Here is a 25,843-nt window from a genome sequence, read left to right on the forward strand (position 1 = left end):
CGAAGGAGGGGCCATGACGCTTCCCCGGATCGCGTCGCGCGCGCAGTGGCGTGCCGCGCGCGAGGCACTGCTCGCCCAGGAGAAGGCCGCGACCCGCGCCCGCGACGCGCTCAACGCCGAGCGGCGGCGGCTGCCGATGGTGGAGATCGACAAGGAGTACGTCTTCGAAGGGAGCGACGGCAAGGCGACCCTGCTTGACCTGTTCGCCGGACGTGACCAGCTCGTGGTCTACCACTTCATGTTCGCGCCCGAGTGGGACGCCGGCTGCCGCAGCTGCTCCGCCTTCCTCGACCAGATCGGGCACCTCGCGCACCTCAGGGCGCGCGGCACGGAGTTCGCCGCGGTCTCCCGCGCGCCGTACACGAGGCTCCTGCCGTTCAAGGCCCGCATGGGCTGGACGGTGCCCTGGTACTCCTCGTACGGCGACGACTTCAACCTCGACTTCGAGGTGTCCTTCCCGGACGACGGCGGCGGGGGCGGTCTGCGCGAGCGGCCGGGGCTGAGCTGCTTCCTGCGGGAGCGCGACCGCGTCTTCCACACCTACTCGACGTACGACCGCGGCCTGGACGGACTCGGCTCCACCACCTCCTTCCTGGACCTCACCGCCCTCGGCCGGCAGGAGGAGTGGGAGAGGCCCGCGGGGCGCGCGTCGGCGCTCGGCGCCCCTGCCGGCAGCGCCCGGATCCGCTACCACGACGAGTACGAGGACTGAACGGCCATGTGCGTCCGATCGAACACACATGGCCGGACGCACATGGCCGGATGTGTATGTCCGGATGTGCGCAGGCTTGAGCCGCCGAAACGGACGAGAGGCTTCTCACATGCCGTGATGGCCGAGTGTCGACTTCGTCTCAGATCCGTCACTTCCCGCGACGTCCCCGCCTTGCATGGCGTTTAAATGCTCGTGAACAGCACGACACGGAGGTGCGGGATGAACGGTCGAACGGTGCTGGAGCGCTTTCCCGCCGGCGGACCGCGCGGGTCCTGGCCGGCGGAGGAGTTCGCCCACGCGCGGCGCCTGGAGGGGCAGCACGTGGAGGTCGTCATGGACCTGTCCTCGGACATGTTCCTCGTGGTCGTGAAGGAGCTCACCGAGCCGTGAGAGACCCCGTGGCCACGGAGCCGCGAGGGTCCGAGCCAGGGAGTCGTGAGAGGGTCCGGGGCCACGGGCGAGGGCCCGGGCCAGGGAGTCGTGGGAGGGACCGGAGCCACGGAGCCGTGCGGGAGGCTCACGGGCTGACCGTCCGCCCCTCGTCCGCCGCCGCATCCTCCTCCGGGAGGGGCGTCCCCACCGCGAACTGACGGGCCTGGAGCCCGTACAGCTCCGCGTACAGCCCGCCCCGGGCGAGCAGCTCGTCGGGGGCGCCGGACTCCACGAGCCGGCCGCGGTCCAGGACGTGCACCAGGTCGGCGTGGCGCACCGAGGCGAGCCGGTGCGTGATCAGCACGACCGTCCGGCCGCTGCCCGCCAGCGTCCTGATCCGCTCGAAGACCTCCAGCTCGGCGCGGGCGTCCAGGGCCGCCGTCGGCTCGTCCACGACCAGGATCACACCGCGCCGGTACGCGGCCCGGGCGATGCCGAGCCGCTGCCACTGGCCGCCCGACAGCTCGTGCCCGCCGCTGAACATCCGCGCGAGCAGGGTGTCCAGGCCGCGCGGCAGGTCGGCCACCACCTCCTCGGCCCCGGCCTCGGCGACCGACCGCTCCAGCCGCTCGTCGGTCAGCGGCGCGGACGGCCGGCCGATCGCCACGTTCACCCGGGCGGTGAACGGCCAGCGCTTGAAGTCCTGCGCGACCATCGCGATGCGCTCGGCGAGCAGCCGCCGGTCCACGGCCGCGGCGTCCACGCCGTCCCACAGGATGCGGCCGCTCTGCGGTGTGTACAGCCCGGCCAACAGCTTGACCAGGGTCGTCTTGCCCGAGCCGTTCTCGCCGACGAGCGCCACGATCTTGCCCATGGGCACGGTCAGCGTCAGCTCCGACAACGCGGGCCGCGCGGCCGTGCCCGGGTAGGCGAAGGTGACGTTCTCGAAGCGGATCTCCCGCGGGTCCTGTGGCAGCGGCTCGCCGCCCTCCGGGATCGCGCGCCGCGCCGCCTCGTCGTACATGCGGTGCAGGTCGGACACGAAGAGCGCCTCCTCGTGGAGGGCGTTCAGCTCCAGCACGAGCGTGCCGAGGTTCGCCGAGCCGGTGCGGATCGCGAGGACCGCCGTGCCCGCCACCGACAGGGCCATCGCCCCGGTGAGCAGCAGCACGCCGAGCGTCGCGTACGTCGCCACGGTGGCCAGGCCCGTCCAGGCCGCCGCGATCAGACCGGTGCGGGCCGCGAGCCGGGCGAGCCGGGCCTGCTCCGCCTCCGCGGACTCCGACATCGCCCGGAAGTGGCGCAGCAGGAACGGCCCGATGCCGTGCACCCGGATCTCCGGCGCGGCCTCGGGTTCGGTGAGCAGGCTGCCGATCAGCCGGCCGGCCCGCGCGTGCTGCGCCCAGGCCTGGTAGGACGCGTAGCGGCGGCGGGCGTTGACCAGGGCGCCCCACGCGCTCGGCAGGGTCATCGTCACGAGCAGCGGCAGCAGCGCCGGGTGCAGCACGGTCAGCACGCCCGCGGCCGCGACCAGCGAGATCAGCGCGTTGACCACACGGGTGCTGATGGAGATCATGCGGCGGGCCGAGGACGCGCCGAACTGGGCGGTGTCCAGCAGTTTGTGAAAGGCGTCGTCCTCGATCGCGGACAGCTCGACCGCCGCCGCCCGCTCCAGATACCGCTCGGTCGCCACCCGCTCCACCACCGGCTCCAGGCGTCCGGTGGCGTACGTCGACGCGGCCGCCAGCAGCGCGGAGACCAGCGTCATGGCGGCCACCGCGGCCAGCGCGGGCGCCGCGTCGCGCAGCCGGTCCCCGATCGGGCCGTCCGCGACCAGCCGCGCGAGCACGGCGTTGACCGCCAGCAGGCTCACCGCCTGGGCGACGCCCCGGCCCACCTCGGCACCGAGGACGGTCCGTGCGGACCGGCGGTCGGCCTGCCAGGCGAGCCGGAGGCTGGCCCCGAGCAGCTCGGGCAGCCGCCGCACCATGGCGCGGACGTTCAGCTCCAGGAACGCGTCGGAGTGCTGCGACCACCCCGTGTCGTAACGCAGCGGGCCGCCGAAGAGCAGTGACTCCGAGTCCGAGGGCGCCGGACCGCCGGCCTCTCCGTCTTTCCCCAGGGACGCTTTCCCCATGGACGACCTCCCCTGTCGTGGGCGGCCGGCCGCTGTCGCGGCCCGGGAGCCGCCCGCGCAGTGCCCTGCCCGGGAACCGGCGATTCCACCCCTGCCGCAGGAGGGGATTCCGCCCCTGCGGCAGGAGGAGGTCCCACCCTGCGGAGGGAGCACGGGAGGGCGCGGCCGGGCAGGCGCGGAGGACGGAAGCCACCGCGCCTCCGCGCGCGGCCGTGGCGTTCCCGGCGGGGGGGCGGTCGTCCGCGGTCAGGCGCCGACGGGCCGCGACCAGGCGGGCGTGGTGCCCGTGGCCCCGCACAGGGCCAGGTAGAGCGGGATCGGCGGGGTGTACGGGACGGTGCTCTCCGGCCGGTGGATCAGGCTGGGCCGCCGGGGCGCGTCGGAGGGCACGAAGGCGCCGGCCGCGTAGTGCGCGGGCGCCGGCCACTGCACGGCGACGTCGGAGTCGGAGGGCACGATCCACCACCAGTCCGCGCCATCGGCGTACACGCAGCCGATGCGGGGGAGGCGGTGCACCACCTCCGCCCCGAGCCGGGCGGGTGTCGAGACCGCGTCGCAGCCGAGGGGGAGCTGCATGTCCGTCGGCACGCTGAGGCGCCGGGCCGCCGCGTCGCCGGACGCCCGCATGGTCCGCCGTACGCGGACCACCGTGTCCAGGCTCAGCGCGCGTGCCGCTCCGCCGCTCCGCATGTCACAGTCCTCGCTCTCGGGTCCGCTCCCGCCGCACGGCGGAGGACTCCGCCTCGGTCCGCGAGGAGCCGGCTGGGGCCGGCCGGCTCCTCGCGCCCCAGCCCAGGTCCGACCGCGGCTCGGCGCCGTTGTTCGCCGAGTGCGGGAGTTCGGCCCAGACCAGCAGTCCGGGACCGGTCTCCTGGGCGCCCCAGGCACTGCACACCGCCGAGACGAGGAGCAGTCCCCTCCCGTGCTCCTCCTCGGGGCGCTGCGGCGACGGGCGGGGTTCACCCGGCGCGCATCCCTCGTCACGTACGGCTATCCGTACCAGTCCCTCGTCGTCGTGCAGCTCGCAGACCACGTACCGGCTCGCGGTGTGCACGACCGCGTTGGTGACCAGTTCGGAGATGACCAGCTCGGCGGCGTCGCAGGTGTCCTGGCAGACCGACCAGCCCGACAGCCGGGCGCGGGCCAGGCGGCGTGCCTGGGCGGGCGAGCCCGGGTGAGCGGCCAGCTCGAACCGGAACCGGCGCTCGGCCGCCGCGCGGGGGCGCACCCCTGCGGCTGCACCGAGACCGTACCGGTCCTCGGCTGCGTCTGTTCCTAACGGCGCGGCGGACGAAGTCACGCTTGCCACTATCGCCCCGCCGTGAACACTTGGCAAGTGGCACTCTGAAAATTGCAGAGTGCAGTGTCCCCTCTCGAAGGGCCATGGCACACTGCTCGCAACAGCATGCGACGCGGCGTCAGTTCGGTAACCCGCCCCGGGTGGTCCGAACTAGGCGCCGCCCGGCCTGTCCGGGACCGATCTGGAGGTAGACGTGAGCGAACCGCGGTCCGCGCCGACGGTCGGCCAGGTCGTCCTCGGTCGGCGCCTGCTGGACCTGCGGGAGCGCGCGGGGCTCAAGCGCGAGGAGGCCGCGCGCGTCCTGCGCGTGACCGCCGCGACCGTCCGCCGCATGGAGATGGCCGAGGTCTCCCTCAAGATCCCCTATCTCCAGCTGCTCCTGAAGTCCTACGGCGTCTCCGACGAGGAGGCCGAGGCATTCGTCACGCTCGCGGAGGAGGCGAACAAGCCCGGCTGGTGGCAGCGGTTCCACGACATCCTGCCGGGCTGGTTCTCCATGTACGTGAGCCTGGAGGGCGCGGCCACCCTCATCCGCTCCTACGAACCGCACTTCGTGCCCGGCCTGCTGCAGACCGAGGACTACGCGCGCGGCGTCCTGACCTCGGGCGCCATCGGCCAGACGCGGCCCGAGGACATCGAGCGCCACGTCGACCTGCGCATGCAGCGCCAGGCCCTGCTCACCCGCGAGGACGCGCCGCGGCTGTGGGTCGTCATGGACGAGACCGCGCTGCGCCGGCCCGCCGGCGACGCCGGCGTCATGCGCGCCCAGATCGAGAAGCTGCTCGAGGCCACGAAGCTGCCCAACGTGACGCTGCAGATCGCCCCGTTCTCCTCGGGGCCGCATCCCGGCACGTACGGGCCGTTCGTGCTGTTCCGGTTTGCCATGGCGGAACTCCCCGACATGGTCTACAGCGAGTACCTGACCGGTGCCGTCTACCTGGACGCGCGCACCGAGGTGGCCACCCACCTCGAGGTCATGGACCGCATGGCGGCACAGGCCGCCACAGCACATCGCACGAAGGAGATCCTCGAGGATCTCCGCAAGGAGCTGTGAATGGACCGCACGACGTCCCGCGCACCCCGGATACGGGAGAAGCGGATCTACAACGGTATGCCCGCGCGCGACCTGGGCAGCGAGGGCTGGCACAAGCCCTGGAGCGGAGGCAACGGCGGCAACTGCCTGGAGGCCATGAAGCTGGAGGACGGCCGGATCGCCGTCCGGCAGTCCGCGGACCCGGACAGCCCCGCGCTCATCTACACGCCGGGCGAGATGACCGCCTTCATCCAGGGCGCCAAGGCGGGGGAGGCGGACTTCCTCCTCTCCTGAGCCTTTTGTGAGCCCCTTGTCCTCTGTGAATCGTCCTCTGTGAATTCTGTCGTTTTCTGACTTGATCACCGCCTCACCCCTAAGACTGTTCCGGCATTCAATTGATCCCTGAGCACCACGGAGACATCCGTACCGACCGCGACACCCGCACGACCACGACCATCACCACGGGCACGGCCACGGCCATTGCCCACGCCTAGACAGCGCGCCCGTGCCGGCACCCGCGCCGGTGCCGGCACCGGCGCGGGACGGGACATGGACATCGACCCGCGCGCCGGCCCGTACCTCGTCCCGTACGCCGGCGCACACGCCGATGAGCGCGCCGCGCCTCGTGCGCACCTCCTGCGCCGCGAGTGCTTCCGGCGCTTCGAAGACCTCCTGCGCTGCGAAGGCTTCACGCGCTGCGAAGGCTTCACGCGTCCCGCATGCCTCCAGCGCCCCGGAGCTTCTCGTGCTTCTCATGCTTCCCGTACATCCCGGGTGATCCATGCATCCGGCGCATCTCGCACTTCTCGGGTCTCCCGTGCACCGAGCGCTTCTCGTGCTTCGGGCGCTTCTCGTACTCCGAGCGCTTCTCGTACTCCGAGCGTCTCCCGCGCCTCGCGGGTCCCGCCTCCTCCGTAATTCCTTCCTGTTCCGCAGACCCATGGAGTTCCTCATGACCGGGCACGAGCCCACGCAGGACGCCATCCGTATCGACACCGGCAAGCCGCATCCCGCGCGGATGTACGACTGGTTCTTAGGGGGCAAGGACAACTACCCCGTGGACGAGGAGATGGGACGGCGGCTCCTCGCCCTCGACCGGCGGGTGCCGGCCATGGCCAGGACCAACCGGGCCTTCATGCACCGGGCCACGCGCTGGCTGGCCGCCAACGGCGTGCGCCAGTTCCTCGACATCGGCACCGGCATCCCGACCGAACCCAACCTGCACCAGATAGCCCAGCAGGCCGCGCCCGACTCCCGCGTCGTCTACTGCGACAACGACCCCATCGTGCTGGCGCACGCGGCGGCCCTGCTGCGCAGCACGCCCGAGGGCCGCACCGAGTACCTCCAGGCGGACGTCCGCGACCCGGAGGCGATCCTCGGACAGGCCAGGGAGATCCTGGACTTCGACCGGCCCGTCGGCCTCTCCCTCATCGCCCTGCTGCACTTCGTCCCGGACGAGGACGGCGCGTACGAACTGGTGGACCGGTTCCTCGCCGCCCTGCCCTCCGGCAGCTACCTGGTCGTGTCGCACGCCTCGGGCGAGTTCGACGAGGAGAAGGCCTCCGCGGCGACCGAGATGTACCGGCGCAGCGGGCTGACCATGGCGCTGCGCACCCGCGACGAGGTCGCCCGCTTCTTCGACGGGCTCGAACTCGTCGACCCCGGTGTGGTGCTGGTGCCGGACTGGCACCCCGGCCTCGGCGAGGTCATCGAGGTCGAGGGCGGACCGGTGCCCGGGTACGCGGCGGTGGGACGCAAGCCGTAGACCCTGGCCGGGAGCCGGGAGCCGGGAGCCGGGAGCCGGGAGCCGGGAGCCGGGAGCCGGGAGCCGGGAGCCGGGAGCCGGGAGCCGGGAGCCGGGAGCCGGGGATCGGGAAGCGGAGGGGCGGGGCGGCGGCCGGGGGTCTCACACCGTCAACGGGCGGTCGTACGGCCCGATCGGGGTGTGCAGACGGGTGCTCCCGGTCAGGTGGTGGTCCACCGCGGCGGCCACCGCGCGCCCCTCGGCGATCGCCCACACGACGAGGGACGCGCCCCGGGCGGCGTCGCCCGCCGCGTACACCCCGGGCACGCCGGTCGAGAAGTCCGGCGCGCGGGCGATCGTGCCGCGCGGGTCCATGCGCAGGCCGAGGCCGTCGATCACGCCGTCGTGCGGATCGGGCCCCGAGAAGCCGAGGGCGAGCAGGACGAGGTCGGCGGGGAGCGTGCGCCCGGTTCCGCGGAGCGGGCGGCGCGCCGCGTCGGCCTCGGCCAGGCGCAGCGCGCGCACCCGGCCGTGCGCGTCGCCGTCGAAGCGGAGCGTGGACGCCGCGAACAGCCGCGCGTCCACGTCGGCCGCGGGCGCCCTCCCCAGGTCGCGCGCCTCCTCGTGCGCCGCCGACACACGGTAGACCTGCGGGTACGTCGGCCAGGGCTCGGCGTCCTCGTCGCGCTCCGCGCCCGGGCGGGGGCGGATGTCGAGCTGGGTCACGGAGGCCGCGCCCTCGCGCACCGCCGTGCCGAGGCAGTCGGCGCCGGTGTCGCCGCCGCCGACGATCACGACGTGCCGGCCCGCGGCGGAGAGCGGCGAGGTCTCCAGGTCCCCCTCGCGCACCCGGTTCGCCAGCGGCAGGTACTCCATCGCCTGGTGGATGCCGTCCAGCTCCCGCCCCGGTACGTCGAGTTCGCGCCGGGTCGTCGCCCCGGTCGCGACGACCACGGCGTCGAACCGCGCGCGCAGCCGGGCCGCGTCCAGGTCCCGGCCGACCGCCGTGGACGGACGGAACGCCGTGCCCTCCGCCAGCATCTGCCCCAGACGCCGGTCGAGATGGTGCTTCTCCAGCTTGAAGGCCGGGATGCCGTACCGCAGGAGCCCGCCGATCCGGTCGTCGCGCTCGTACACGGCGACCGTGTGCCCGGCGCGCGTCAGCTGCTGCGCCGCGGCGAGCCCGGCCGGACCCGAACCGATCACCGCGACCGAGCGCCCGGACAGCCGGTCCGGCGGCCGCGGCGGCACGAAGCCCTCCTCCCACGCCCGGTCGGCGACGGCGGCCTCGACGTTCTTGATCGTCACGGCGGGCCGGTCGATCGCGAGGACGCAGGCCGCCTCGCACGGCGCGGGGCACAACCGCCCGGTGAACTCCGGGAAGTTGTTCGTCGCGTGCAGCCGTTCGCTCGCCGCGCGCCAGTCGTCCCGCGCGACCAGGCAGTTGAAGTCGGGGATCAGATTGCCCAGCGGGCAGGCGGCGTGGCAGAACGGGACACCGCAGTCCATGCACCGGCCCGCCTGCCCGCGGACGATCGGCAGCAGCGCCCCGGGCACGGGCGCCTCGTCCCAGTCCCGCACCCGCTCCCGGACCGGCCGGCGCGGCCACTCCTCGCGCCCCGTGGTGAGAAAGCCCCTGGGATCGGCCATGGCCGTCCCCCTCGCCCTGTACTCGCGACTCCGCCCACGGGTGCCCGGCCTCGTGGTGCCCGCCGCCGCGCGCGGGTGGACGGCACCCTTCCGGACACGATACGACGCGTCCGCCCCGCCGTCAGCACAACGCCGGGCGGCAGGACACGGGTCGGCAGGGCATGGGCCGGTGGAGCGCCGGTCGGCAGGGCATGGGTCGGTGGAGCGCCGGTCAGCAGAGTGCCAGGAGGTACGACAGGGCCGCACCGGCCGACGCGGCCGTGCGGACGTGGTTCCACGTGGTCCACTCCCGGACGTACGAGCGCCAGTGGGCCGCCGTCTCGGGGGAGCCGGGCTCCAGCCGCGTCAGGGCCTCGTTGCGCGGCACGTTCGCCACCACCGTCACTCCGAAGGAGCCGAACAGGTACAGCGCGCTGCCGAGCAGTAGCTTCACCGTCCCCCCGTCCGGCCACAGCACGAAGGTGACGACCGTCAGCACGGCGCACAGTACCGCCGTTCCGAGGAACAGGGACAGGAAGGCCGGGGTGGTCGCGGCCGTGTTGATCGCCTGCATCGCGGCGACGCCCTGCGCGGGCGGCAGCGCCGCGAGCGCCCTCATCACGAACGTCGAGAACGCGCAGAACACCCCGGCCACCAGCCCGGTGCCCAGCACCCCGAGCACGGCCAGCAGGAAGTACGGTCCGTCGATCATCACCACTTCCCGTTCCGCCGCCCGGCCGTCCCGCCCGCGGACCCGCGTGCGGCCGTTCCGCCGGCGGCCCGTCCTTCGGCCGTCCGGCCGTGTGCGCGCCGCCCCGTACGGCCGCGGCCTCGAAGATCCTGCACGCTGCCCGCCCTTCTCACAAGTGACATGTGGTCCGCCCCCGTGCAGGCGGGACGCCGTGGTGAGGCGCCGCGCGGCACGGCGTCGCCCCGGTACGGCGGATACGGGGAGTGCGGTGGGGGCGGGGGGTACGGAGGGTACGGCCGCACGCCGCACCGGTGCTCCTGCCCACGCCCGCGTCTCTGCTCCTGTCCCCGCCCATGTCCCCGCCCGTGTCCGTGTCCGCGCCGTTGTCACGCCCCGTTCGCCGTCCGCCACTCCCGCAGCGTCGCGTCGACGGCGGCCCGGACGCGCCGCCGGGCCTCGTGCCGTGGCACCCCCTCCATCAGCAACCGGTCGTACGGCGTGTCCACGTGCCGCACGGCCGCGCGCACCGCCGACGCCACCGCCGCCTCGGACAGGGCACGCCCCGCGGCGCTGCGTCCCACGCGGCCGCTGCCGCGCACCGAGGCGTGCGCGGCGACGGCCTCCGCCCGCGTGGCCGGGCAGCCCGGGAACAGCCGCCGGATCTCGGCCGCGAACGCCGCCGTGAACCGCACGTCCTCGGCCGCGCGCCGCCGGGCGTCCCGCTCCCGCCGGCGGCGCCGCGCCTCGGCGTCCGCCAGGCAGCGCTCCTCGGCCCGGGCCAGGGCCGCCTCCTCGACGAGCACCCCCTGCCGCTCGTACCGGCCACGGCGCCGGTGGAACCGGACGACCACCGCCGACAGCCCGCTCTCCGCACGCGCCCGGCGCGTCAGCGCCGTCACACCGCGCGGCAGGAACACCAGGTGCCCGAGGTCCGCGCAGTCGAGGCATCGCGGCGCCCCCTCCTCCATCACCAGGAACGGCAGCGGCCCGCACCGGCACTCGGCGCAGTGCCGCCTCTTGAGCGGCTGGACGACGAGAGGCCCGTCGTGGGGTGGGGGTCCGTCGTGGGGCGGGGGAGTCGCCGCGGTCATCATGATCACTTCATTCCCCGCCGCCCCGGGCCCCGCACCCGCTGCCGGCGGCTCCGTGCCTGTCCGCCTCGGTCCTGTGCCTGTCCGCCTCCGTCCTGTGCCCGTTCGCCCCGGGCCTGCGTCCGTCGTCCCCGGCCGTGCCCCCGCCGTCCCCGGCTCCGGCGGGCCCCAGGGCATCATGGGGCGTGTGCGACTCGAAGCGATCACCTGGGAACGCCTCGGCGACCTGCTCGCCGACCGGCTGACGGACCTGGAGCCGGCCGACGGCGGAGCCTGGCCGCGCGTCGCGTTCGACGGCGCCCCGGCCGCCCGCCCGGGCGACCTCGCCCGCCGCGTGGCCGAGGCCCTGCGCGTGCGCGGCCGGTCCGCCCTGGTCGTCGGCGCGGAGGGCTTCCTGCGCCCGGCGTCGCTCCGGTTCGAGTACGGGCACCGGGACGTGGACGCGTACTACGACGGCTGGTTCGACACCGGGGCCCTGTGGCGCGAGGTCTTCGGCCCCCTGGACCCCGGCGGCACCGGACGGGTCCTGCCCGACCTGTGGGATCCCGCCACCGACCGCGCGACCCGCAGCGAGTACGTCCGACTGCCCCCCTGGGGACTGCTGTTGCTGCACGGGCCGCTCCTGCTGCGCCACTGGTTCCCGTTCGACCTCTCCGTCCACGTGCGCCTCTCCCCTGGCGCGCTGCTGCGCCGCACCCCCGAGGACGAGCAGTGGACGCTCCCCGCCTACGAGCGCTACGAGAAGGAGACCGACCCCGCCGGCACGGCCGACGTCCTGGTCCGCGCGGACGACCCCCGCCACCCGGCCTGGAACGGCGCCACGGCGTAGCGGACGCGGTCCGCCCGCCGCAGGGGCCGTCCCGGGCGGCGGACGCCACAAGGCCGGTACTCCCTGGTGCGCATCGCCCTGGGCGCGACGAGAATGCGGGGTGCCGGGACCCTGCGGCGCGTCCCCGCGCCGCGCCGGCCGTCCGGCATCGGGAGGTGCTCCATGACCACCGCCGGAGACATCATGCACCGCGGGGCGCAGTGGATCCCCGCTCACGAGACCCTCGACCGGGCCGCCCAGCTGATGCGCGAACTCAACGTCGGCGCGCTGCCCATCAGCGACGAGAACGAACGGCTCTGCGGCATCCTGACGGACCGCGACATCGTGGTCGGCTGCGTGGCCAGGGGCCATGACCCGGCGCGGACCACCGCGGGCGAGATGGCCCAGGGGACGCCGCGCTGGATCGACGCGAACGCCGACGTCAGCGACGTGCTCGAGATGATGGAGGGTCACCAGATCCGCCGCCTTCCCGTCATCGAGAACAAACGCCTGGTCGGCATGATCAGCGAGGCCGACCTGGCGGGGCACCTGACGGAGGAACAGCTCGCCGGCTGGGTCGAGCGGGTCTACGCCAAGCGCGCCCCGCGCTGACGCCGCACGCCACCCGCCGGCGTTCCCCCGGGCGCCTCGGGCGCTACGGGTGCCACGGACGTCTCGGACGCCACAGTCGGCCGTGGCACCCGAAGGGCGTCGCGGCAGCCGGGCTTCGTGCCCGACGGGGGCCGCAGCCGGCCGTCGCGCCGACGGACCTCGCGCCGGTCGTCGCGCCCGGCGGGCGTCACAGCCAGCCGTTGCGTCTGAAGCCCCGGTACAGCCCCAGGCAAAGGGTCACGATCACGCCGATGACCAGGGGGTAGCCGAACCGCCAGTGCAGTTCCGGCATGTGCTCGAAGTTCATGCCGTACATCCCGCAGATCATCGTCGGCACGGCGATGACCGCCGCCCACGCCGTGATCTTCCGCATGTCCTCGTTCTGCGCGACGCCGACCTGCGCCAGATGTGCCTGCAGGATCGAGTTCAGCAGTTCGTCGAAGGCCGCGATCTGCTCGGTGGCGCGCAGCAGATGGTCGTGGACGTCCCGGAAGTACGCCTGTATCTCCGGGGTGACCACCCGGACGGGGCGGGTGGCCAGCTCGGTCAGCGGGCGGCCGAGCGGGGCCACCGCCCGCTTCAGCTCCAGCAGTTCGCGCTTGAGCTGGTAGATGCGGCCCGGGTCGACCCGCGCGCCGCTCTCCGCGAACACGTCGCTCTCGACCTGGTCGATGTCCGCCTGCACCGCGTCCGTCACGGACAGGTACTCGTCCACCACGTGGTCCGCGACGGCGTGCAGCACGGCCGCGGGCCCCTTGGCGAGCTGCTCCGGATTCGCCTCGAGCTCCTCGCGCAGCGGGCCGAGCGAGCCGTGCCGGCCGTGCCGCACGGTGATCACGAAGTCGGCGCCGACGAACAGCATGATCTCGCCGGTGTCCACCACCTCGCTCGTCGCGGTGAGTTCCTGGTGCTCCACGTAGCAGACGGTCTTGAACACCGCGAACAGCGTCTCGTCGTACCGCTCCAGCTTCGGGCGCTGGTGCGCGTGCACCGCGTCCTCGACCGCCAGCGGGTGCAGGTCGAAGAGTTCGGCGACGTCCGCGAACTCCGCCTCCGTCGGCTCGTGCAGCCCGAGCCAGACGAAGCCGTCGTCGCTCTTGCGGATCCGCTTCACGGCCTCGACCAGGTCGCCGTCGCCGGGCACCCGCACGCCGTCGCGGTAGGTCACGCAGTTCACCACCGCGGAGCCCAGCGGGGACCGGGCGGGGTGGCTGAGGTCCACGCGGGCGCGGCGCCGTGCCAGCCGCGCCACTCTGCGCAGGCCGCCGACCCCGCCGAGCCTCGTGACCTTCCGGAGATTTCCTGCCATGGACATCTGGATCTCCTCGCGTGGATCCACTCGCACCGCGCTCTGCGCCTTGCCGCGCCAGTCTGCCAGGACGGAGCGGCGGCCGGGAAAGCCTGTGGAAACGGAACATTCCGCTTCGTGCGCACGTGTTCGCGCACACGTGGGGGACCGGAGCGCCGGCAGATCCGGTCCGGTTCGGTCCGACCCGCCTGACCCGGTCCGGCCCGCCTGACCCGGTCCGGTCCGATCCGGTCCGGCTCGGCCGGCCCGACCGTGGCCGGCTCAGCTCGACCCAGGCCGGTCCAGCTCCGCCCGGTTCGGCCTGGCGCGGTCCGATCCCCCCGGTCCGGTCCGGCGTTCCCGTCCCGCCGCCGTCGCGGCCACCGCTCAGCGCTCCTCGCCCGGCCGCCCCGGTGGTCCGGGGAGTCCCGGCTGTCCGGGCCGTCCCGATCGCCCGGGGCGTCCGCCGGTCCTCTCCACCGCCCGTGCTCCCGCCCGGCAGCCCTCGGCGGCCGCCCGCACGGGCGTGCGGCCCGCGAGCAGGGCGGCCAGGAACGCCCCCGTGAAGGCGTCACCCGCGCCCGTCGTGTCCCGGGGCGTCGCGGGCACCGCCGGGACCCGCGCCCGCACGGCACCCGACTCGGCCACCAGCGCCCCGTCGCCGCCCTGCTTGACCACCACCAGGGGGACGCGGCGGCTCAGCTCGGCGGCCGCGTCCGCCGCGTCGGGCAGGCCGGTGAGCAGGCACGCCTCGTCCCGGCTCGGCAGCAGCACGTCGACACCGGAGGCCAGTTCGAGGAACCGCTCCGCGCCCAGCCGGGTCAGGAAACCCACCGACGCCGGGTCCACGCTGACCGGCACCCCGCGCGCGCGGGCCGACCCCAGGGCCGCCGCCACCAGACCGCGTCCCGTCGCCGAGAAGAACAGGTACCCGGACAGGTGCAGCCGGGCCACGCCGCCCAGCAGCGACTCCGACCAGTCCTCCGGGCCGATCCGCAGACAGGCGCCGCTGTCCGTGAGGAACGTCCGCTCGGCGGACGCGGCCTCGTCGACCAGGCAGACGACCGTCCCCGTCGGCGCCTCCGGGTCGACGACGAGAAACGGGCGCACCCCCGACGCCACCAGCTCCCGCTCGTGCCACGCGGCCGCGTCGGCCCCCACCCGCCCCAGGATCCGTACGTCGGCACAGCCCCAGGCGGCCGCCCAGCAGGCGACGTTGGCGCCCGCGCCGCCGGGCAGGGTCCGCACGGCGGCGGCCGTGTCGGTGCCCGAGGCGAGCGGACCCCGGTGCCGGGCGACGACGTCGGTGACCACGTCACCGACCACGAGAAGGGCGCCGCCCGGCGTGGTCACGCCCCGGCCCGGGCCGCCGCGATCCGCCCGGCGAGCCGGACGTTGCCCCGTACGGCCGCCAGGTTGGCCCGCAGCGACGCCCCGTCGGTGTGCCGGACCAGGCGGTCGAGCAGGAACGGGGTGACCGCCTGCCCGGTGACGCCCTGCGCCTCGCACGCCCGGAGCGCGTCGGCGAGCACGCGCGCGTGCAGCCCGGGATCGAGCTGTTCCGCCTCGGGCACGGGCTGCGCGACGATCAGCGCCGACTCCGGGCCGCCGAGCGCGTCCTGCGCGCGCATGACGGCCGCCACCTCGCCGGGGGAGTCCAGCGTCCAGTCCACGGGGTGCCCCGAGTCGGACAGGTAGAAGCCGGGGAAGCGCGCCGTGCGGTAGCCGGCGACCGGGACGCCCAGGGTCTCCAGGCGCTGCAGGGTCGCCGGCACGTCCAGGATCGACTTCACGCCCGCGCACACCACCGTGATCCGGGTGCGAGCCAGCAGCCCCAGGTCGGCCGACTCGTCCTGGGTGACCGTCCACTCGCGGTGCACCCCGCCCAGCCCGCCGGTGGCGAACACCCGCAGTCCCGCGCGCGCGGCGAGCAGGGCCGTCGCCGAGACCGTCGTGGCCCCGCTCGCGCCCGTCGCGACGGCGAGCGGCAGGTCGCGGTGGCCCAGCTTGCGGATGCCGTCCTCGTTCGCCACCCGCTCCAGCTGCTTCTCGGAGAGGCCCACCCGGGGCCTGCCGTCCAGTACGGCGATCGTCGCGGGGACGGCACCCTCCCGGCGTACGGACTCCTCCAGCTCCAGGGCCACCTGGAGGTTGCGCGGGCGCGGCAGGCCGTGCGCGATGATCGTGGACTCCAGGGCGACCACCGGCCGCCGCGCGGCGAGCGCCTCCCGCACCTCTTCGGACATCACCAGCACGCGTCCGCCTCCCGTCCGCCGGTCCTCCCCTTCCATCCCTGGCGGGCGGCGCGCCCGGTCAAACCCTTGCGGCCCCCCGGACCGGCCAGCAGCCTGAAGGGCATGACGGCCAACTCCGCACGTCTCGACCACGTCGTCCTCTGGGTGCGCGACCCCGGGGCCGCCGCCCGCTTCTACGAGGAGAACCTCGGCCTGGAGCCGCTGCGCGTCACCGAGTTCACCGAGGGCAAGGCGTCCTTCCCCTCCGTACGCCTCAACGAGGAGACCATCCTCGACCTGGCGCCCCTGGAGCTGGCGCCGGGCATGGACGTCGTCCCGGAGGGCGCCGGGAGCGCGGGTCACCCGGTCAACCACGTCTGCCTGGCCCTCCCTGCGGTGCGCTTCGACCGGCTCAGGGCCAGGCTGCAGGAGCAGGGGGTGCCCGTCTCCGACGTCTCCTACGACGCGTTCGGGGCCCGTGGGAGGGCGCGGCGCAGCTTCTACTTCCGCGACCCGGACGGCAACGTCTTCGAGGCCCGGCACTACGACTGAGGCCCGGCACGACGGCCGGGGCCGGCGCGCCGAGCGGGGCGGCGCGCCGCACAGGGGACCGAGAACCGCCGCGGAGCCCCGAGGGGTGCCCCACGCGCGCGGGGCACCTCGTTTTCGCGTACGGGCGCGGTCCGGAACGGGTCGGCCCGGCCCGGACCGGACCGACCCGTTCCGCACCGGGCGCGCTCAGACCGGCCGCACCCCCTCGAGGGACCCGTGCGGGTCCAGGACGTACTTGCGGCTCGCGCCCCGGTCGAACTCGGCGTAGCCGCGGGGCGCGTCCTCCAGACCGATCACCGTGGCGCCGACGGCCTTCGCGATGTGCACCCGCTCGTGCAGGATCGCCTCCATCAGCTCCCGGTGGTACCGCATCACGGGGCACTGCCCCGTGGTGAAGCGGTGGCTCTTCGCCCAGCCGAGGCCGAGGCGCACCTTGAGCGTGCCGGTGCGCGCGTCCTGGTCGGAGCTTCCCGGGTCCTCGGTGACGTACAGGCCGGGGATGCCGAGGGCACCGCCCGCGCGCGTGATGCCCATCAGCGAGTTCAGGACCGTCGCGGGCTCCTCGGCCGCGTCGGGTCCGTGGCCGCGTGCCTCGAAGCCGACGGCGTCGACGGCCGCGTCCACCTCCGGCGTGCCGAGGATCTGTGCGATCTGGTCCTCGACGGGCCCCTGTCCGACGTCGACCGTCTCGCAGCCGAAGCCGCGGGCCTGCGCCAGCCGGTCGGCGTTGAGGTCGCCGACGATGACGACGGCCGCCCCGAGGAGCTGCGCCGCCGCGGCGGTCGCGAGGCCCACCGGTCCGGCCCCGGCGACGTAGACGGTCGACCCGGGGCCGACGCCCGCGGTCCGGGCGCCGTGGAAGCCGGTCGGGAAGATGTCCGACAGCATGGCCAGGTCGAGCAGCTTCTCGCGCGCCTCCTCGCGGTCCGGGAACCGCAGCAGGTTGAAGTCCGCGTAGGGGGCCATGACGTACTCGGCCTGGCCGCCGACCCAGCCGCCCATGTCCACGTAGCCGTAGGCGCCTCCGGGGCGCACCGGGTTGACGTTCAGGCAGATGCCGGTCCGGCGCTCCTTGCAGTTGCGGCACCGCCCGCACGCGATGTTGAAGGGCACCGAGACGACGTCCCCGACCTCGATGAACTCGACGTCCGGGCCCCGCTCGACGACTTCCCCGGTGATCTCGTGCCCGAGGACCAGCCCCTCGGGCGCGGTGGTGCGGCCGCGGACCATGTGCTGGTCGCTGCCGCAGATGTTGCTGGCGAGCACCTTCAGGACGACCCCGTGCCGGCACTTGCGGCCGGCGTTCCCGGGCGCCACCCCCGGGCCGTCCCGTAGTTCGAGTGCGGGGTAGTCGATGGTCCTGACCTCGACCACTCCCGGCTTGAGATACACGACTGCCCTGTTTCCGCTCATGCGTGATCGCCGTCCCTTCGGCTCCGTGACGTGCGGATGCCAGCGGCTGTGCGGGGCGGAGTCTGCTACCGGGATCCCGGTACGGCCACCCCTCGCGTCGTGTCCGTGTCGCGTCCCGGGACGGAACGCGACACGCCCGGCCGGTCACGGCTCCGGCGGAACAGCTGCTTCCCGGGGCGCCCGCTCCCGCGGCGGGACGGCCGCCTCAGAACCGGGACGGCCGCCTCAGAACAGCGGCTCGGGCAGCACTCCTTCCAGGGCGAGCAGCCTGCGCTTGGCCGCCAGTCCGCCGCCGAAGCCGCCGATCCCCCCGTCGCTCTCCACGACCCGGTGGCAGGGCACCACCACAGGCAGCGGATTGGCGCCCATGGCGAGGCCCACCGCCTGGGCCGCACCCGGCCGGCCGACCCGCCGGGCCAGGTCGCCGTAGCCCACGACCGCGCCGTACGGCACGCCGGCCGCCAGCTCGCGCAGCACCTGCCGGTTGAACCCGGACACCAGCGACCAGTCCAGCGGCAGCGCGAACTCCCGCAGCCGGCCGGCGAAGTACGCCTCGACCTGGCGCACCGCCTCGGCCAGCGGCTCGGAACCGGGCTCCGCCACCGGCTCGGCGCCCAGCCGGGAGCCGAGCCGCTCCAGCGCCGCGTCGCGCACCGCGTCCGCGGCGTGGAAGACGACGTTCACCAGCCCCTCGCGGGTCGCGGCCAGCAGCAGCGGGCCGACGTCGGTGCCGACGACGGTCCACGCGGCCCGCCGCACGGCCTGCTCACTGCGTCCCGTGCTGTCCATGGAGGCCACCGTACGGCCCGGCACCGACACCACCGTCCGCGCCCTCGCGCGAGCGGCGGGCACGCTCGCCGGGACGGCGGGCGCCTTCCGGGGCACGGCCTTCCGGTGAGCACACGCGCTCCGGACGCGGCAAGCGCGTCACTTCCCCTCCAGCGCCCCCCGGACCACGTCGGGCGCGTTCGAGATGATGCCGTCCACCCCGTAGCCGGCGACCCGCCGCGCGCTGTCGGCGTCGTTCACCGTCCAGGTGAGGATCTCCAGCGGTTCGTCGTGCGGCCCGTCGAACGCGTGGATCGCGGCGACGTACCCGGTCGAGATGGTCGTGTGCGAGGCGTTGACCTGGTCGACGAAGTCCGCGTACGAGGCCAGGTCGGCGACCGGAGGGGTGCCCAGGAGGGCCGTCCTGACGGACGGCTTCAGCTCGTGGACCGTCCGGACGCTGTCCGCGCTGAAGCTCTGGACCACCAGCCCGCGCGCGTGGGCGGGTCCCAGCCACCCCTTGTTGGCGAGCAGCTTCAGGGTCTCCTGTTCGATACCGGGGTAGAGCTGTGGATTCTTGAGTTCCAGGACGAGCTTCTGGTGGTTGCGGGAGACGCGGTCCATGTACTGCCTCAGGGTCGGCACGCGCGCGCCCGCGTACTGCGCGCCGAACCAGCTGCCGGCGTCCAGGCGCGCGATCTCCGCCGCGGTGAAGTCCTTCACCTTCCACGGGGCCCGGTCCGGGTAGAGCTCCTCCGCGTCGGTCGTGCGCTTCAGGTTGTCGTCGTGGATGACGACCAGCTCGCCGTCCCTGGTGCGCTGGACGTCGTTCTCCACCCAGCGGAAGCCGAGTTCGGCCGCCTTGTCGACGGCGGCCAGGGTGTTCTCCGGTGCGTAGGCGGAGGCCCCGCGGTGCGCGACGATCAGCGTCCCGGACCCGGTCGCCGCCTGTGCGGGCGAGGAACCGAGGACGAGGGTCACGGCCCCCAGGAAGGCGGTGACCGTGGCGGCGGCAGCGCGCGCGTTCATACGTACTCCTCGCGTCGAACGATCACGGACCGTTCCAGGGTGGCAGCGGAATGTCATGTTTCGAGGGCGTCGGGTGGCCGTAATTGCATGGACTTGACCAAACACGCACACTGGTGCCTCACAAGTGAGGCAAGCGCGTGATTCTTTGCCGAAAACTCGTTCGTGCGTTCCCCGGCGGGTCGTACTGTCTGCCTCACCCCGGGTGCCCTCCGGTGATCCAGGGGCGAGAGGGCACAAGAGGGTTCAGGGACGCGACAAGCGGGAGGGCGGCCGCGCATGCAGGGCACCGTCGACGGATTCAGCTATGGACTCGTCACGCCGCTGGTCGCGTACGTCATGGCCTGCCTGGGCGGGGCGCTCGGCCTGCGCTGCACCGCACGGTCCCTCCAGGCCGCAGGGCGCCGGCGGGCTGGCTGGCTGGCGCTCGGCTCGGCGGCGATCGGCTCCGGCGTGTGGACGATGCACTTCGTCGCGATGATGGGGTTCAGCGTCGTGCAGACCCCGGTCCACTACGACGAGCTGATCACCTTCGCGAGCCTGGCCGTCGGCATCGGCATGGTCGGCATCGGCATCTTCATCGCCGGCTACTGGGGCGCGTCGGGAAGGGCCCTGTTCACGGCCGGTGCGGTCACCGGCCTGGGGATCGCGTCGATGCACTATCTGGGAATGGCCGGTATGCGTCTCAACGGGACGCTGGAGTACAACACCCTGACCGTCGCCGCGTCGGTCGTCATCGCCGTCGTCGCCGCGACCGCAGCCCTGTGGGCGACCGGGCAGTCCAAGGGCCTCCTGTGGAGCATCGGCGCCAGCCTCGTCATGGGGCTGGCCGTCACGGGCATGCACTACACCGGCATGGCCGCGCTCGACGTCCACCTGCACCGCGCCGCGGGCGACCCGGCCGGGGAGTCGGCCGCGGCCCTGCTGGCGCCCATGATGGTCGGCCCCCTCGTCTTCCTGGTCCTGGCCGGCGTCGTGGTGATCTTCGACCCGGCCGTCGTCACGGGCGGGGCCGACCGCGCCCCCGTCGACCGCAGGCCCGGCATCCCCGCCCACACGGCCGTCGCGCACACCGCGCGCCGCACCCCGGCCCGTCGGCTGCGCCGCCGCGGCACCGCCCGGCACCCCGGCTCCCGCAGCCCGCAGAACTGGTGACCGGAGCCGGTTGTCAGTGCGGGGTCGTACGGTGGATGGCATGCGGCCCGTAACCAAGATCGAACGCACGGTGGCACCCTTCGAGGTCGTCAGCCCCTACCAGCCCAGCGGCGACCAGCCGACCGCCATCGCCGAGCTCGAGCGGCGCGTCCGCGCGGGTGAGAAGGACGTCGTCCTGCTCGGCGCGACCGGCACCGGCAAGTCGGCGACCACCGCGTGGATGATCGAGAAGCTCCAGCGCCCCACGCTCGTGCTGGCGCCCAACAAGACGCTGGCCGCCCAGCTGGCCAACGAGTTCCGCGAGCTGCTGCCGAACAACGCCGTCGAATACTTCGTCTCGTACTACGACTACTACCAGCCCGAGGCGTACGTCCCGCAGTCGGACACCTACATCGAGAAGGACTCCTCGGTCAACGAGGAGGTCGAGCGGCTGCGCCACTCCGCGACGAACTCGCTGCTCACCCGCCGCGACGTCGTCGTGGTCGCCTCCGTCTCCTGCATCTACGGCCTGGGCACGCCGCAGGAGTACGTGGACCGCATGGTCCCCCTGCGGGTGGGCGACGAGATCGACCGGGACGAGCTGCTGCGCCGCTTCGTCGACATCCAGTACACGCGCAACGACCTGGCCTTCGCCCGCGGCACCTTCCGCGTCCGCGGCGACACCATCGAGATCTTCCCGGTCTACGAGGAGCTGGCCGTCCGCATCGAGATGTTCGGCGACGAGATCGAGGCGCTGTCCACGCTGCACCCCCTCACCGGCGAGGTCATCAGCGACGACCAGCAGCTCTACGTCTTCCCCGCGTCCCACTACGTGGCGGGCCCGGAGCGCCTGGAGCGGGCCGTCAACGACATCGAGAAGGAGCTGGAGGAGCGCCTCGCCGTCCTGGACAAGCAGGGCAAGCTCCTGGAGGCCCAGCGGCTGCGCATGCGCACCACGTACGACATCGAGATGCTCCGCCAGATCGGCACCTGCTCCGGCGTGGAGAACTACTCGATGCACTTCGACGGCCGCGAGCCCGGCTCCCCGCCGAACACGCTGCTCGACTACTTCCCCGACGACTTCCTGCTCGTCATCGACGAGTCGCACGTCACCGTGCCCCAGATCGGCGCCATGTACGAGGGCGACGCCTCCCGCAAGCGCACGCTCGTCGACCACGGCTTCCGGCTGCCCTCGGCGCTGGACAACCGCCCGCTGAAGTGGGAGGAGTTCCAGGAGCGCATCGGCCAGACCGTCTACCTGTCGGCGACCCCCGGGCAGTACGAGCTCTCGCGCGCGGACGGGCACGTCGAGCAGATCATCCGCCCCACCGGCCTCGTCGACCCCGAGGTCGTGGTCAAGCCCACCGAGGGCCAGATCGACGACCTGGTGCACGAGATCCGCACCCGCACCGAGCGGGACGAGCGCGTCCTGGTCACCACGCTCACCAAGAAGATGGCCGAGGACCTCACGGACTACTTCCTGGAGCTCGGCATCCAGGTGCGCTACCTCCACAGCGACGTGGACACGCTGCGCCGCGTGGAGCTGCTGCGCGAGCTGCGGGCCGGTGAGTACGACGTCCTGGTCGGCATCAACCTCCTGCGGGAGGGCCTCGACCTGCCCGAGGTCTCCCTGGTGGCGATCCTCGACGCCGACAAGGAGGGCTTCCTGCGCTCCGGGACCTCCCTGATCCAGACCATCGGCCGCGCGGCGCGCAACGTCTCCGGCCAGGTCCACATGTACGCCGACAAGATCACCCCGGCGATGGAGAAGGCCATCGACGAGACCAACCGGCGCCGGGAGAAGCAGATCGCGTACAACAAGGAGCGGGGCATCGACCCGCAGCCGCTCCGCAAGAAGATCAACGACATCGTGTCGCAGATCGCCCGCGAGGACGTCGACACGGAGCAGCTGCTCGGCACGGGCTACCGCCAGTCCAAGGACGGCAAGGGCGCGAAGGCCCCGGTCCCGGCGCTCGGCAAGGCAGGCAAGGGCACGAAGGCCGCGAAGGGCAAGGCAGCGGTGCCGACCGACCGGCCGGCGGCCGAGCTCGCCGGGCAGATCGAGGACCTGACGAACCGGATGCGGGCCGCCGCCGCGGACCTGCAGTTCGAGATCGCCGCCCGGCTGCGCGACGAGGTGTCGGAGATGAAGAAGGAGCTGCGCCAGATGAAGGAGGCGGGCCTGGCCTGACCGGCCGGGCCGTACGGCTCCCGACCGGCCCGGCGGCCGGACCGTAGGATTCCGGGCCTGACCGGCCTGACCGGCCTGACCGGCCTGACCGGCCTGACCGGCCTGACCGGCCTGACCGGCCTGACGGGTAGAACGGTACGGCTCCCGGCGGAACGGCCCACGTGCGGGCGGGCTCTCCCGGGCCCGCCCGCACCGCGTGTACGGGTGCCCGGCGCGTACGCGGGCTGTGTTGCAAGACCGACACAAAGTGCGACGTGAGCTACGGCACCGTCGGCGCCGCTGCGTAGGGTTCTGGTCAACCGCACGACGTGCGGCAACAGGGGAACGGCACGAGAGGGGACGGCACGTGACGGTCAACATGACCAAGGGTCAGGCCATCAGTCTGCAGAAGAACGACGGGGGCACCCTGACCGCGGTGCGCATGGGGCTCGGCTGGCAGGCGGCCCCGCGGCGCGGCCTGTTCGGCTCGCGCACCCGGGAGATCGACCTCGACGCCTCCGCCGTGCTGTTCGCCGACAAGCAGCCGGTCGACGTGGTGTTCTTCCGCCACCTCGTCAGCGACGACGGCTCCGTGCGGCACACCGGCGACAACCTGGTCGGCGGCGCGGGCCAGGGCGGCGACGACGAGGCCGTCCTCGTGGACCTCGCGCGCGTCCCGGTCCACATCGACCAGATCGTCTTCACCGTCAACTCCTTCACGGGCCAGACGTTCCAGGAGGTGCAGAACGCGTTCTGCCGCCTGGTCGACGAGACCAACGGCCAGGAGCTGGCCCGCTACACCCTGGCCGGCGGCGGCCAGTACACGGCGCAGATCATGGCGAAGGTGCACCGCGCGGGCCAGGGCTGGCAGATGACCGCCCTCGGCACCCCGGCCAACGGCCGCACCTTCCAGGACCTGATGCCGGCGATCCTGCCGCACCTGTAGGCGGCCGGCCGAGCGGCGCGAGAGCGACGGGGGGGACGAAGGCGATGACGGCCGAACTGGTCCGGGGGCAGAACCATCCGCTCTCCCGGGCCCGACTGGAGATCCGGGTGTCGGCCGGCGGACCGGTCGTGGCGGGCGCCGTGCTCTGCGACGAGCACGGCAGGGCCGCCGGACCCGAACAGGTGGCCCACCCCGGGGCGCCCGTACTGCCCGGTCTGGAGGTCTCCCGGCAGGCCGCCGCCGACCACCGCCTCGCGGTCGACCTGGACGTCCTCCCCGAGGCCGTGCACCGGGTCGACGTGCTGCTCGCCCTGCCCTCCGGTGCCGGCGGCCCGGCCCGCTTCGGCGCCGTCGCGGCCCCGTTCGTCGCGGTCACCGGAGTCGACGGCACCGGGATCGCCAGTTACACCGTCACCGGACTCGACTCCGAGACGGCCGTCGTCGCGCTGGAGCTCTACCGCAGACAGGGCGCGTGGAAGGTGCGCGCCGTCGGCCAGGGGTACGCGGGCGGCCTCGCCGAGCTCCTCACCGACCTGGGCCTGGCGGACCGGGCCCACCGGATCGCCGGGGACGTCCACGAGGCGGTGGCCCGGGGGATCGCCCGCTCGGTGCCCGCGCCGCACCCCGCCGGGAGCAGCGACCTGCTGCGGCAGCCGGCGGCACCGGCGGCCGCATCCGACCAGGGCGGCGCCACGCCGCACGGCGCGCCCGGCCCCGTACCGCCCCAGCCGGTTCCTCCGCAGCCGCCCGGCTCCCCGTGCGGTCCCCAGAGCACCCCGGCGTCCGGCACCCCGCAGCCCGGCCGCCCCGCGGACCCCACCGGGCCCGCGGCTCCCCGGCAGCCGGACCCCGCCGCCCCGCAGCCCGGGCACCCCGCGGGAACCGGGCGGTCCGCCCCGGCCGCCGCGGCCGGACCCGGTGGCGGCCGCATCGACTACAGCCATCCGGGACGGCGCCCCGCCGCGGCCCCGACGCCTCAGCCGGCCGCACCGCAGACCGGCCCGGACGGGCCCGCACGGCCCGTCGCGGGCGACGCGACCGGCTGGTCCATGGACGAGCGGCTCTACAACCAGGTGTGGGGCATGTTCGAGGACCTGGCCCGCGCCACGGCGGCGTACCGCAGCGCCGTCGACTTCGCCGAGTCGCGCAGGGAGCAGGAGCTCGACAAGGTCCTGTCCGACCCGCGCAGCCGTATCGGCGGCCGGGGCGACGCCGCGCGGGAGGCGGCGCGCGCGAAGCACGACCAGCTCGTCGACCGGGCCAGGGAGGCCCTGGACCGCGACCTCGCCCAGCTCACCGCCGAGGCGGAGGTCGTCGAGCCCGCCCTCCCGCCGGCGTACGCGGGCTGGGACAACCCGGTCTGGCACGGCTACCGGGTGCCCATGGAGCTGCCCATGGCCCTGCGCCTGGGCGATCTGCGGCTGCCCGAGAGCGGCGGCCTGCGCATCCCGATGCTGGTCCGGCTGCCCCTCGAACGCGGCCTGTGGATCGACAGCGGGCGCGCCGCGTCGCCGGAGGGGATGTCCGCCGATTCCGGTACGGTGCGCCGGCTCGCCATGGACACGGCGGTGGCGCACGCGGCGCGGCTGCTCGCGGTGCACCCGCCGGGCGAGTTCGCCGTGCACGTCGTCGACGCCGCCGGTGCCGGCGCCCCCTCCCTCGCGCCCCTCGTGCGCACCGGCGTGCTCGCCGGAGCGCCGGCCACCGGGGCCGCCGGGGTGGACGACGTCCTGACCCGGCTCACCGAGCGCGTCGACCTGGTGCAGATGGCGGTGCGCGGCGGCGCGGCCGACGCCCTGCCGCCGGGCCTGGACACCGCCGCACAGCTGCTGATCGTCAACGACTTCCCGCACGGCTTCGACGACCGCGCCGTGACCCGGCTGCGCTACCTCGCGGACGAGGGCCCGGCGGTCGGCGTGCACCTGATGCTGGTGGCCGACCGGGAGGACGCCGCCGCGTACGGGCCGCTGCTCGACCCGCTCTGGCGCTCGCTGCTGCGGCTGACGCCGGTCGCCGACGACCATCTGATCGACCCCTGGGTGGGGCATGCGTGGACGTACGAGCCGGCGCTCGTGCCGCCCGGCAGCCAGGTGCTGGAACAGGTGCTGACCCGGCTCGCCGAGACCCGCCGCTCGTGGGGCCGCTGACACGCTCCGACGAACTGTCAAGGTTTTACAAACCGG

Annotated in this window: 24 protein-coding genes; 12 read left to right on the forward strand and 12 right to left on the reverse strand. The window is 74.0% G+C overall.

Annotated features, from left to right (window positions below; genetic code table 11):
* Window positions 1–13 precede the first annotated feature (13 nt).
* Window positions 14–712 (forward strand): DUF899 domain-containing protein, encoded by a 699-nt coding sequence (locus IE271_RS02880; RefSeq protein ID WP_190188488.1) that lies wholly within the window; start codon window positions 14–16, stop codon window positions 710–712.
* Between the two features lie 219 nt (window positions 713–931).
* Entirely contained in the window at window positions 932–1,102 is a 171-nt protein-coding gene (locus IE271_RS02885) for a DUF8839 family protein (RefSeq protein WP_190188489.1), read from the forward strand.
* 127 nt (window positions 1,103–1,229) lie between these two features.
* Here IE271_RS02885 and IE271_RS02890 read toward each other — a convergent pair whose 3' ends face one another.
* From IE271_RS02890 to IE271_RS02900, 3 genes are all read right to left on the reverse strand, one after another.
* Window positions 1,230–3,221: an ABC transporter ATP-binding protein gene (locus tag IE271_RS02890; RefSeq protein ID WP_190188490.1), complete on the reverse strand. Its 1,992-nt coding sequence runs from the start codon at window positions 3,219–3,221 to the stop codon at window positions 1,230–1,232.
* A 246-nt stretch (window positions 3,222–3,467) separates the two neighbouring features.
* Window positions 3,468–3,911 carry a hypothetical protein gene (locus IE271_RS02895; RefSeq protein ID WP_190188491.1) on the reverse strand — a complete coding sequence of 148 codons (444 nt, stop codon included), beginning with the start codon at window positions 3,909–3,911 and terminating at the stop codon, window positions 3,468–3,470.
* 1 nt (window position 3,912) lies between these two features.
* Window positions 3,913–4,530, reverse strand: a complete 618-nt coding sequence (locus IE271_RS02900) for an ATP-binding protein (RefSeq protein WP_190188492.1) — start codon at window positions 4,528–4,530, stop codon at window positions 3,913–3,915.
* 184 nt (window positions 4,531–4,714) lie between these two features.
* On the opposite strand from IE271_RS02900, the gene IE271_RS02905 reads away from it, so the two are divergent.
* The 3 genes from IE271_RS02905 (at window position 4,715) to IE271_RS02915 (ending at window position 7,319) form a co-directional block, all read left to right on the forward strand.
* Window positions 4,715–5,575, forward strand: a complete 861-nt coding sequence (locus IE271_RS02905; protein ID WP_190188493.1) for a Sco1979 family transcriptional regulator — start codon at window positions 4,715–4,717, stop codon at window positions 5,573–5,575.
* Window positions 5,576–5,848: a DUF397 domain-containing protein gene (locus tag IE271_RS02910; RefSeq protein WP_190188494.1), complete on the forward strand. Its 273-nt coding sequence runs from the start codon at window positions 5,576–5,578 to the stop codon at window positions 5,846–5,848.
* A gap of 658 nt (window positions 5,849–6,506) precedes the next feature.
* Complete coding sequence (locus IE271_RS02915; RefSeq protein ID WP_190188495.1) at window positions 6,507–7,319, forward strand: SAM-dependent methyltransferase; 813 nt, start codon at window positions 6,507–6,509, stop codon at window positions 7,317–7,319.
* 141 nt (window positions 7,320–7,460) lie between these two features.
* Here the strand turns inward: IE271_RS02915 and IE271_RS02920 are convergent, their stop codons facing one another.
* The 3 genes from IE271_RS02920 to IE271_RS02930 form a co-directional block, all read right to left on the reverse strand.
* Window positions 7,461–8,948: a glutamate synthase subunit beta gene (locus tag IE271_RS02920; RefSeq protein WP_190188496.1), complete on the reverse strand. Its 1,488-nt coding sequence runs from the start codon at window positions 8,946–8,948 to the stop codon at window positions 7,461–7,463.
* A 211-nt stretch (window positions 8,949–9,159) separates the two neighbouring features.
* Entirely contained in the window at window positions 9,160–9,639 is a 480-nt protein-coding gene (locus tag IE271_RS02925) for an anthrone oxygenase family protein (RefSeq protein WP_190188497.1), read from the reverse strand.
* A 365-nt stretch (window positions 9,640–10,004) separates the two neighbouring features.
* Window positions 10,005–10,712 carry a DUF2293 domain-containing protein gene (locus IE271_RS02930; protein ID WP_229919088.1) on the reverse strand — a complete coding sequence of 236 codons (708 nt, stop codon included), beginning with the start codon at window positions 10,710–10,712 and terminating at the stop codon, window positions 10,005–10,007.
* A gap of 175 nt (window positions 10,713–10,887) precedes the next feature.
* Between IE271_RS02930 and IE271_RS02935 the strand changes: the two genes are divergently transcribed.
* Window positions 10,888–11,538 (forward strand): nucleoside/nucleotide kinase family protein, encoded by a 651-nt coding sequence (locus IE271_RS02935; protein ID WP_190188498.1) that lies wholly within the window; start codon window positions 10,888–10,890, stop codon window positions 11,536–11,538.
* A gap of 162 nt (window positions 11,539–11,700) precedes the next feature.
* Window positions 11,701–12,129: a CBS domain-containing protein gene (locus IE271_RS02940; RefSeq protein ID WP_190188499.1), complete on the forward strand. Its 429-nt coding sequence runs from the start codon at window positions 11,701–11,703 to the stop codon at window positions 12,127–12,129.
* 187 nt (window positions 12,130–12,316) lie between these two features.
* Here IE271_RS02940 and corA read toward each other — a convergent pair whose 3' ends face one another.
* The 3 genes from corA to IE271_RS02955 all read right to left on the reverse strand — a co-directional run bounded on the left by corA (window position 12,317) and on the right by IE271_RS02955 (window position 15,672).
* Window positions 12,317–13,444, reverse strand: a complete 1,128-nt coding sequence (corA, locus tag IE271_RS02945) for a magnesium/cobalt transporter CorA (protein WP_190188500.1) — start codon at window positions 13,442–13,444, stop codon at window positions 12,317–12,319.
* 360 nt (window positions 13,445–13,804) lie between these two features.
* Entirely contained in the window at window positions 13,805–14,770 is a 966-nt protein-coding gene (locus tag IE271_RS02950) for a carbohydrate kinase family protein (protein WP_190188501.1), read from the reverse strand.
* On the reverse strand, window positions 14,767–15,672 hold the full coding sequence (locus IE271_RS02955; protein ID WP_229919089.1) for a pseudouridine-5'-phosphate glycosidase: 906 nt from the start codon (window positions 15,670–15,672) through the stop codon (window positions 14,767–14,769). Before IE271_RS02955 ends, IE271_RS02950 begins: the two co-directional genes overlap by 4 nt.
* 102 nt (window positions 15,673–15,774) lie before the next feature.
* On the opposite strand from IE271_RS02955, the gene IE271_RS02960 reads away from it, so the two are divergent.
* Window positions 15,775–16,203 carry a VOC family protein gene (locus tag IE271_RS02960; protein ID WP_190188503.1) on the forward strand — a complete coding sequence of 143 codons (429 nt, stop codon included), beginning with the start codon at window positions 15,775–15,777 and terminating at the stop codon, window positions 16,201–16,203.
* 186 nt (window positions 16,204–16,389) lie between these two features.
* Here IE271_RS02960 and fdhA read toward each other — a convergent pair whose 3' ends face one another.
* The 3 genes from fdhA to IE271_RS02975 form a co-directional block, all read right to left on the reverse strand.
* Complete coding sequence (gene fdhA, locus IE271_RS02965; protein ID WP_190188504.1) at window positions 16,390–17,616, reverse strand: formaldehyde dehydrogenase, glutathione-independent; 1,227 nt, start codon at window positions 17,614–17,616, stop codon at window positions 16,390–16,392.
* A 225-nt stretch (window positions 17,617–17,841) separates the two neighbouring features.
* The gene (locus IE271_RS02970) at window positions 17,842–18,405 is read right to left on the reverse strand and encodes a methylated-DNA--[protein]-cysteine S-methyltransferase (protein WP_190188505.1); all 564 of its coding nucleotides are present in this window, start codon (window positions 18,403–18,405) and stop codon (window positions 17,842–17,844) included.
* A gap of 138 nt (window positions 18,406–18,543) precedes the next feature.
* Window positions 18,544–19,413 (reverse strand): glycerophosphodiester phosphodiesterase, encoded by an 870-nt coding sequence (locus tag IE271_RS02975; protein ID WP_190188506.1) that lies wholly within the window; start codon window positions 19,411–19,413, stop codon window positions 18,544–18,546.
* 276 nt (window positions 19,414–19,689) lie between these two features.
* Here IE271_RS02975 and IE271_RS02980 point away from each other — a divergent pair, with 276 nt between their 5' ends.
* From IE271_RS02980 to IE271_RS02995, 4 genes are all read left to right on the forward strand, one after another.
* Entirely contained in the window at window positions 19,690–20,565 is an 876-nt protein-coding gene (locus IE271_RS02980; RefSeq protein WP_190188507.1) for an MHYT domain-containing protein, read from the forward strand.
* Window positions 20,566–20,605: 40 nt separating this feature from the next.
* Window positions 20,606–22,735: an excinuclease ABC subunit UvrB gene (gene uvrB, locus IE271_RS02985; protein ID WP_190188508.1), complete on the forward strand. Its 2,130-nt coding sequence runs from the start codon at window positions 20,606–20,608 to the stop codon at window positions 22,733–22,735.
* A gap of 346 nt (window positions 22,736–23,081) precedes the next feature.
* Window positions 23,082–23,660: a TerD family protein gene (locus tag IE271_RS02990; protein ID WP_190188509.1), complete on the forward strand. Its 579-nt coding sequence runs from the start codon at window positions 23,082–23,084 to the stop codon at window positions 23,658–23,660.
* 44 nt (window positions 23,661–23,704) lie between these two features.
* Window positions 23,705–25,807 (forward strand): TerD family protein, encoded by a 2,103-nt coding sequence (locus tag IE271_RS02995; protein WP_190188510.1) that lies wholly within the window; start codon window positions 23,705–23,707, stop codon window positions 25,805–25,807.
* The last annotated feature ends 36 nt before the right edge of the window (window positions 25,808–25,843 follow it).

The sequence above is a fragment of the Streptomyces minutiscleroticus genome, from assembly GCF_014650875.1.
Lineage (GTDB): Bacteria > Actinomycetota > Actinomycetes > Streptomycetales > Streptomycetaceae > Streptomyces > Streptomyces minutiscleroticus.

Coding starts and splice junctions, on each gene's coding strand:
- IE271_RS02980 (WP_190188507.1), top strand. CDS start 19,690: ATGCAGGGCACCGTCGACGGATTCAGCTATGGACTCGTCACGCCGCTG.
- IE271_RS02890 (WP_190188490.1), bottom strand. CDS start 3,221: ATGGGGAAAGCGTCCCTGGGGAAAGACGGAGAGGCCGGCGGTCCGGCG.
- IE271_RS02920 (WP_190188496.1), bottom strand. CDS start 8,948: ATGGCCGATCCCAGGGGCTTTCTCACCACGGGGCGCGAGGAGTGGCCG.
- IE271_RS02995 (WP_190188510.1), top strand. CDS start 23,705: ATGACGGCCGAACTGGTCCGGGGGCAGAACCATCCGCTCTCCCGGGCC.
- IE271_RS02930 (WP_229919088.1), bottom strand. CDS start 10,712: ATGATGACCGCGGCGACTCCCCCGCCCCACGACGGACCCCCACCCCAC.
- IE271_RS02935 (WP_190188498.1), top strand. CDS start 10,888: ATGGGGCGTGTGCGACTCGAAGCGATCACCTGGGAACGCCTCGGCGAC.
- IE271_RS02880 (WP_190188488.1), top strand. CDS start 14: ATGACGCTTCCCCGGATCGCGTCGCGCGCGCAGTGGCGTGCCGCGCGC.
- IE271_RS02910 (WP_190188494.1), top strand. CDS start 5,576: ATGGACCGCACGACGTCCCGCGCACCCCGGATACGGGAGAAGCGGATC.
- IE271_RS02960 (WP_190188503.1), top strand. CDS start 15,775: ATGACGGCCAACTCCGCACGTCTCGACCACGTCGTCCTCTGGGTGCGC.
- uvrB (WP_190188508.1), top strand. CDS start 20,606: ATGCGGCCCGTAACCAAGATCGAACGCACGGTGGCACCCTTCGAGGTC.
- IE271_RS02915 (WP_190188495.1), top strand. CDS start 6,507: ATGACCGGGCACGAGCCCACGCAGGACGCCATCCGTATCGACACCGGC.
- IE271_RS02975 (WP_190188506.1), bottom strand. CDS start 19,413: ATGAACGCGCGCGCTGCCGCCGCCACGGTCACCGCCTTCCTGGGGGCC.
- fdhA (WP_190188504.1), bottom strand. CDS start 17,616: ATGAGCGGAAACAGGGCAGTCGTGTATCTCAAGCCGGGAGTGGTCGAG.
- IE271_RS02940 (WP_190188499.1), top strand. CDS start 11,701: ATGACCACCGCCGGAGACATCATGCACCGCGGGGCGCAGTGGATCCCC.
- IE271_RS02970 (WP_190188505.1), bottom strand. CDS start 18,405: ATGGACAGCACGGGACGCAGTGAGCAGGCCGTGCGGCGGGCCGCGTGG.
- IE271_RS02895 (WP_190188491.1), bottom strand. CDS start 3,911: ATGCGGAGCGGCGGAGCGGCACGCGCGCTGAGCCTGGACACGGTGGTC.
- IE271_RS02925 (WP_190188497.1), bottom strand. CDS start 9,639: ATGATCGACGGACCGTACTTCCTGCTGGCCGTGCTCGGGGTGCTGGGC.
- corA (WP_190188500.1), bottom strand. CDS start 13,444: ATGTCCATGGCAGGAAATCTCCGGAAGGTCACGAGGCTCGGCGGGGTC.
- IE271_RS02885 (WP_190188489.1), top strand. CDS start 932: ATGAACGGTCGAACGGTGCTGGAGCGCTTTCCCGCCGGCGGACCGCGC.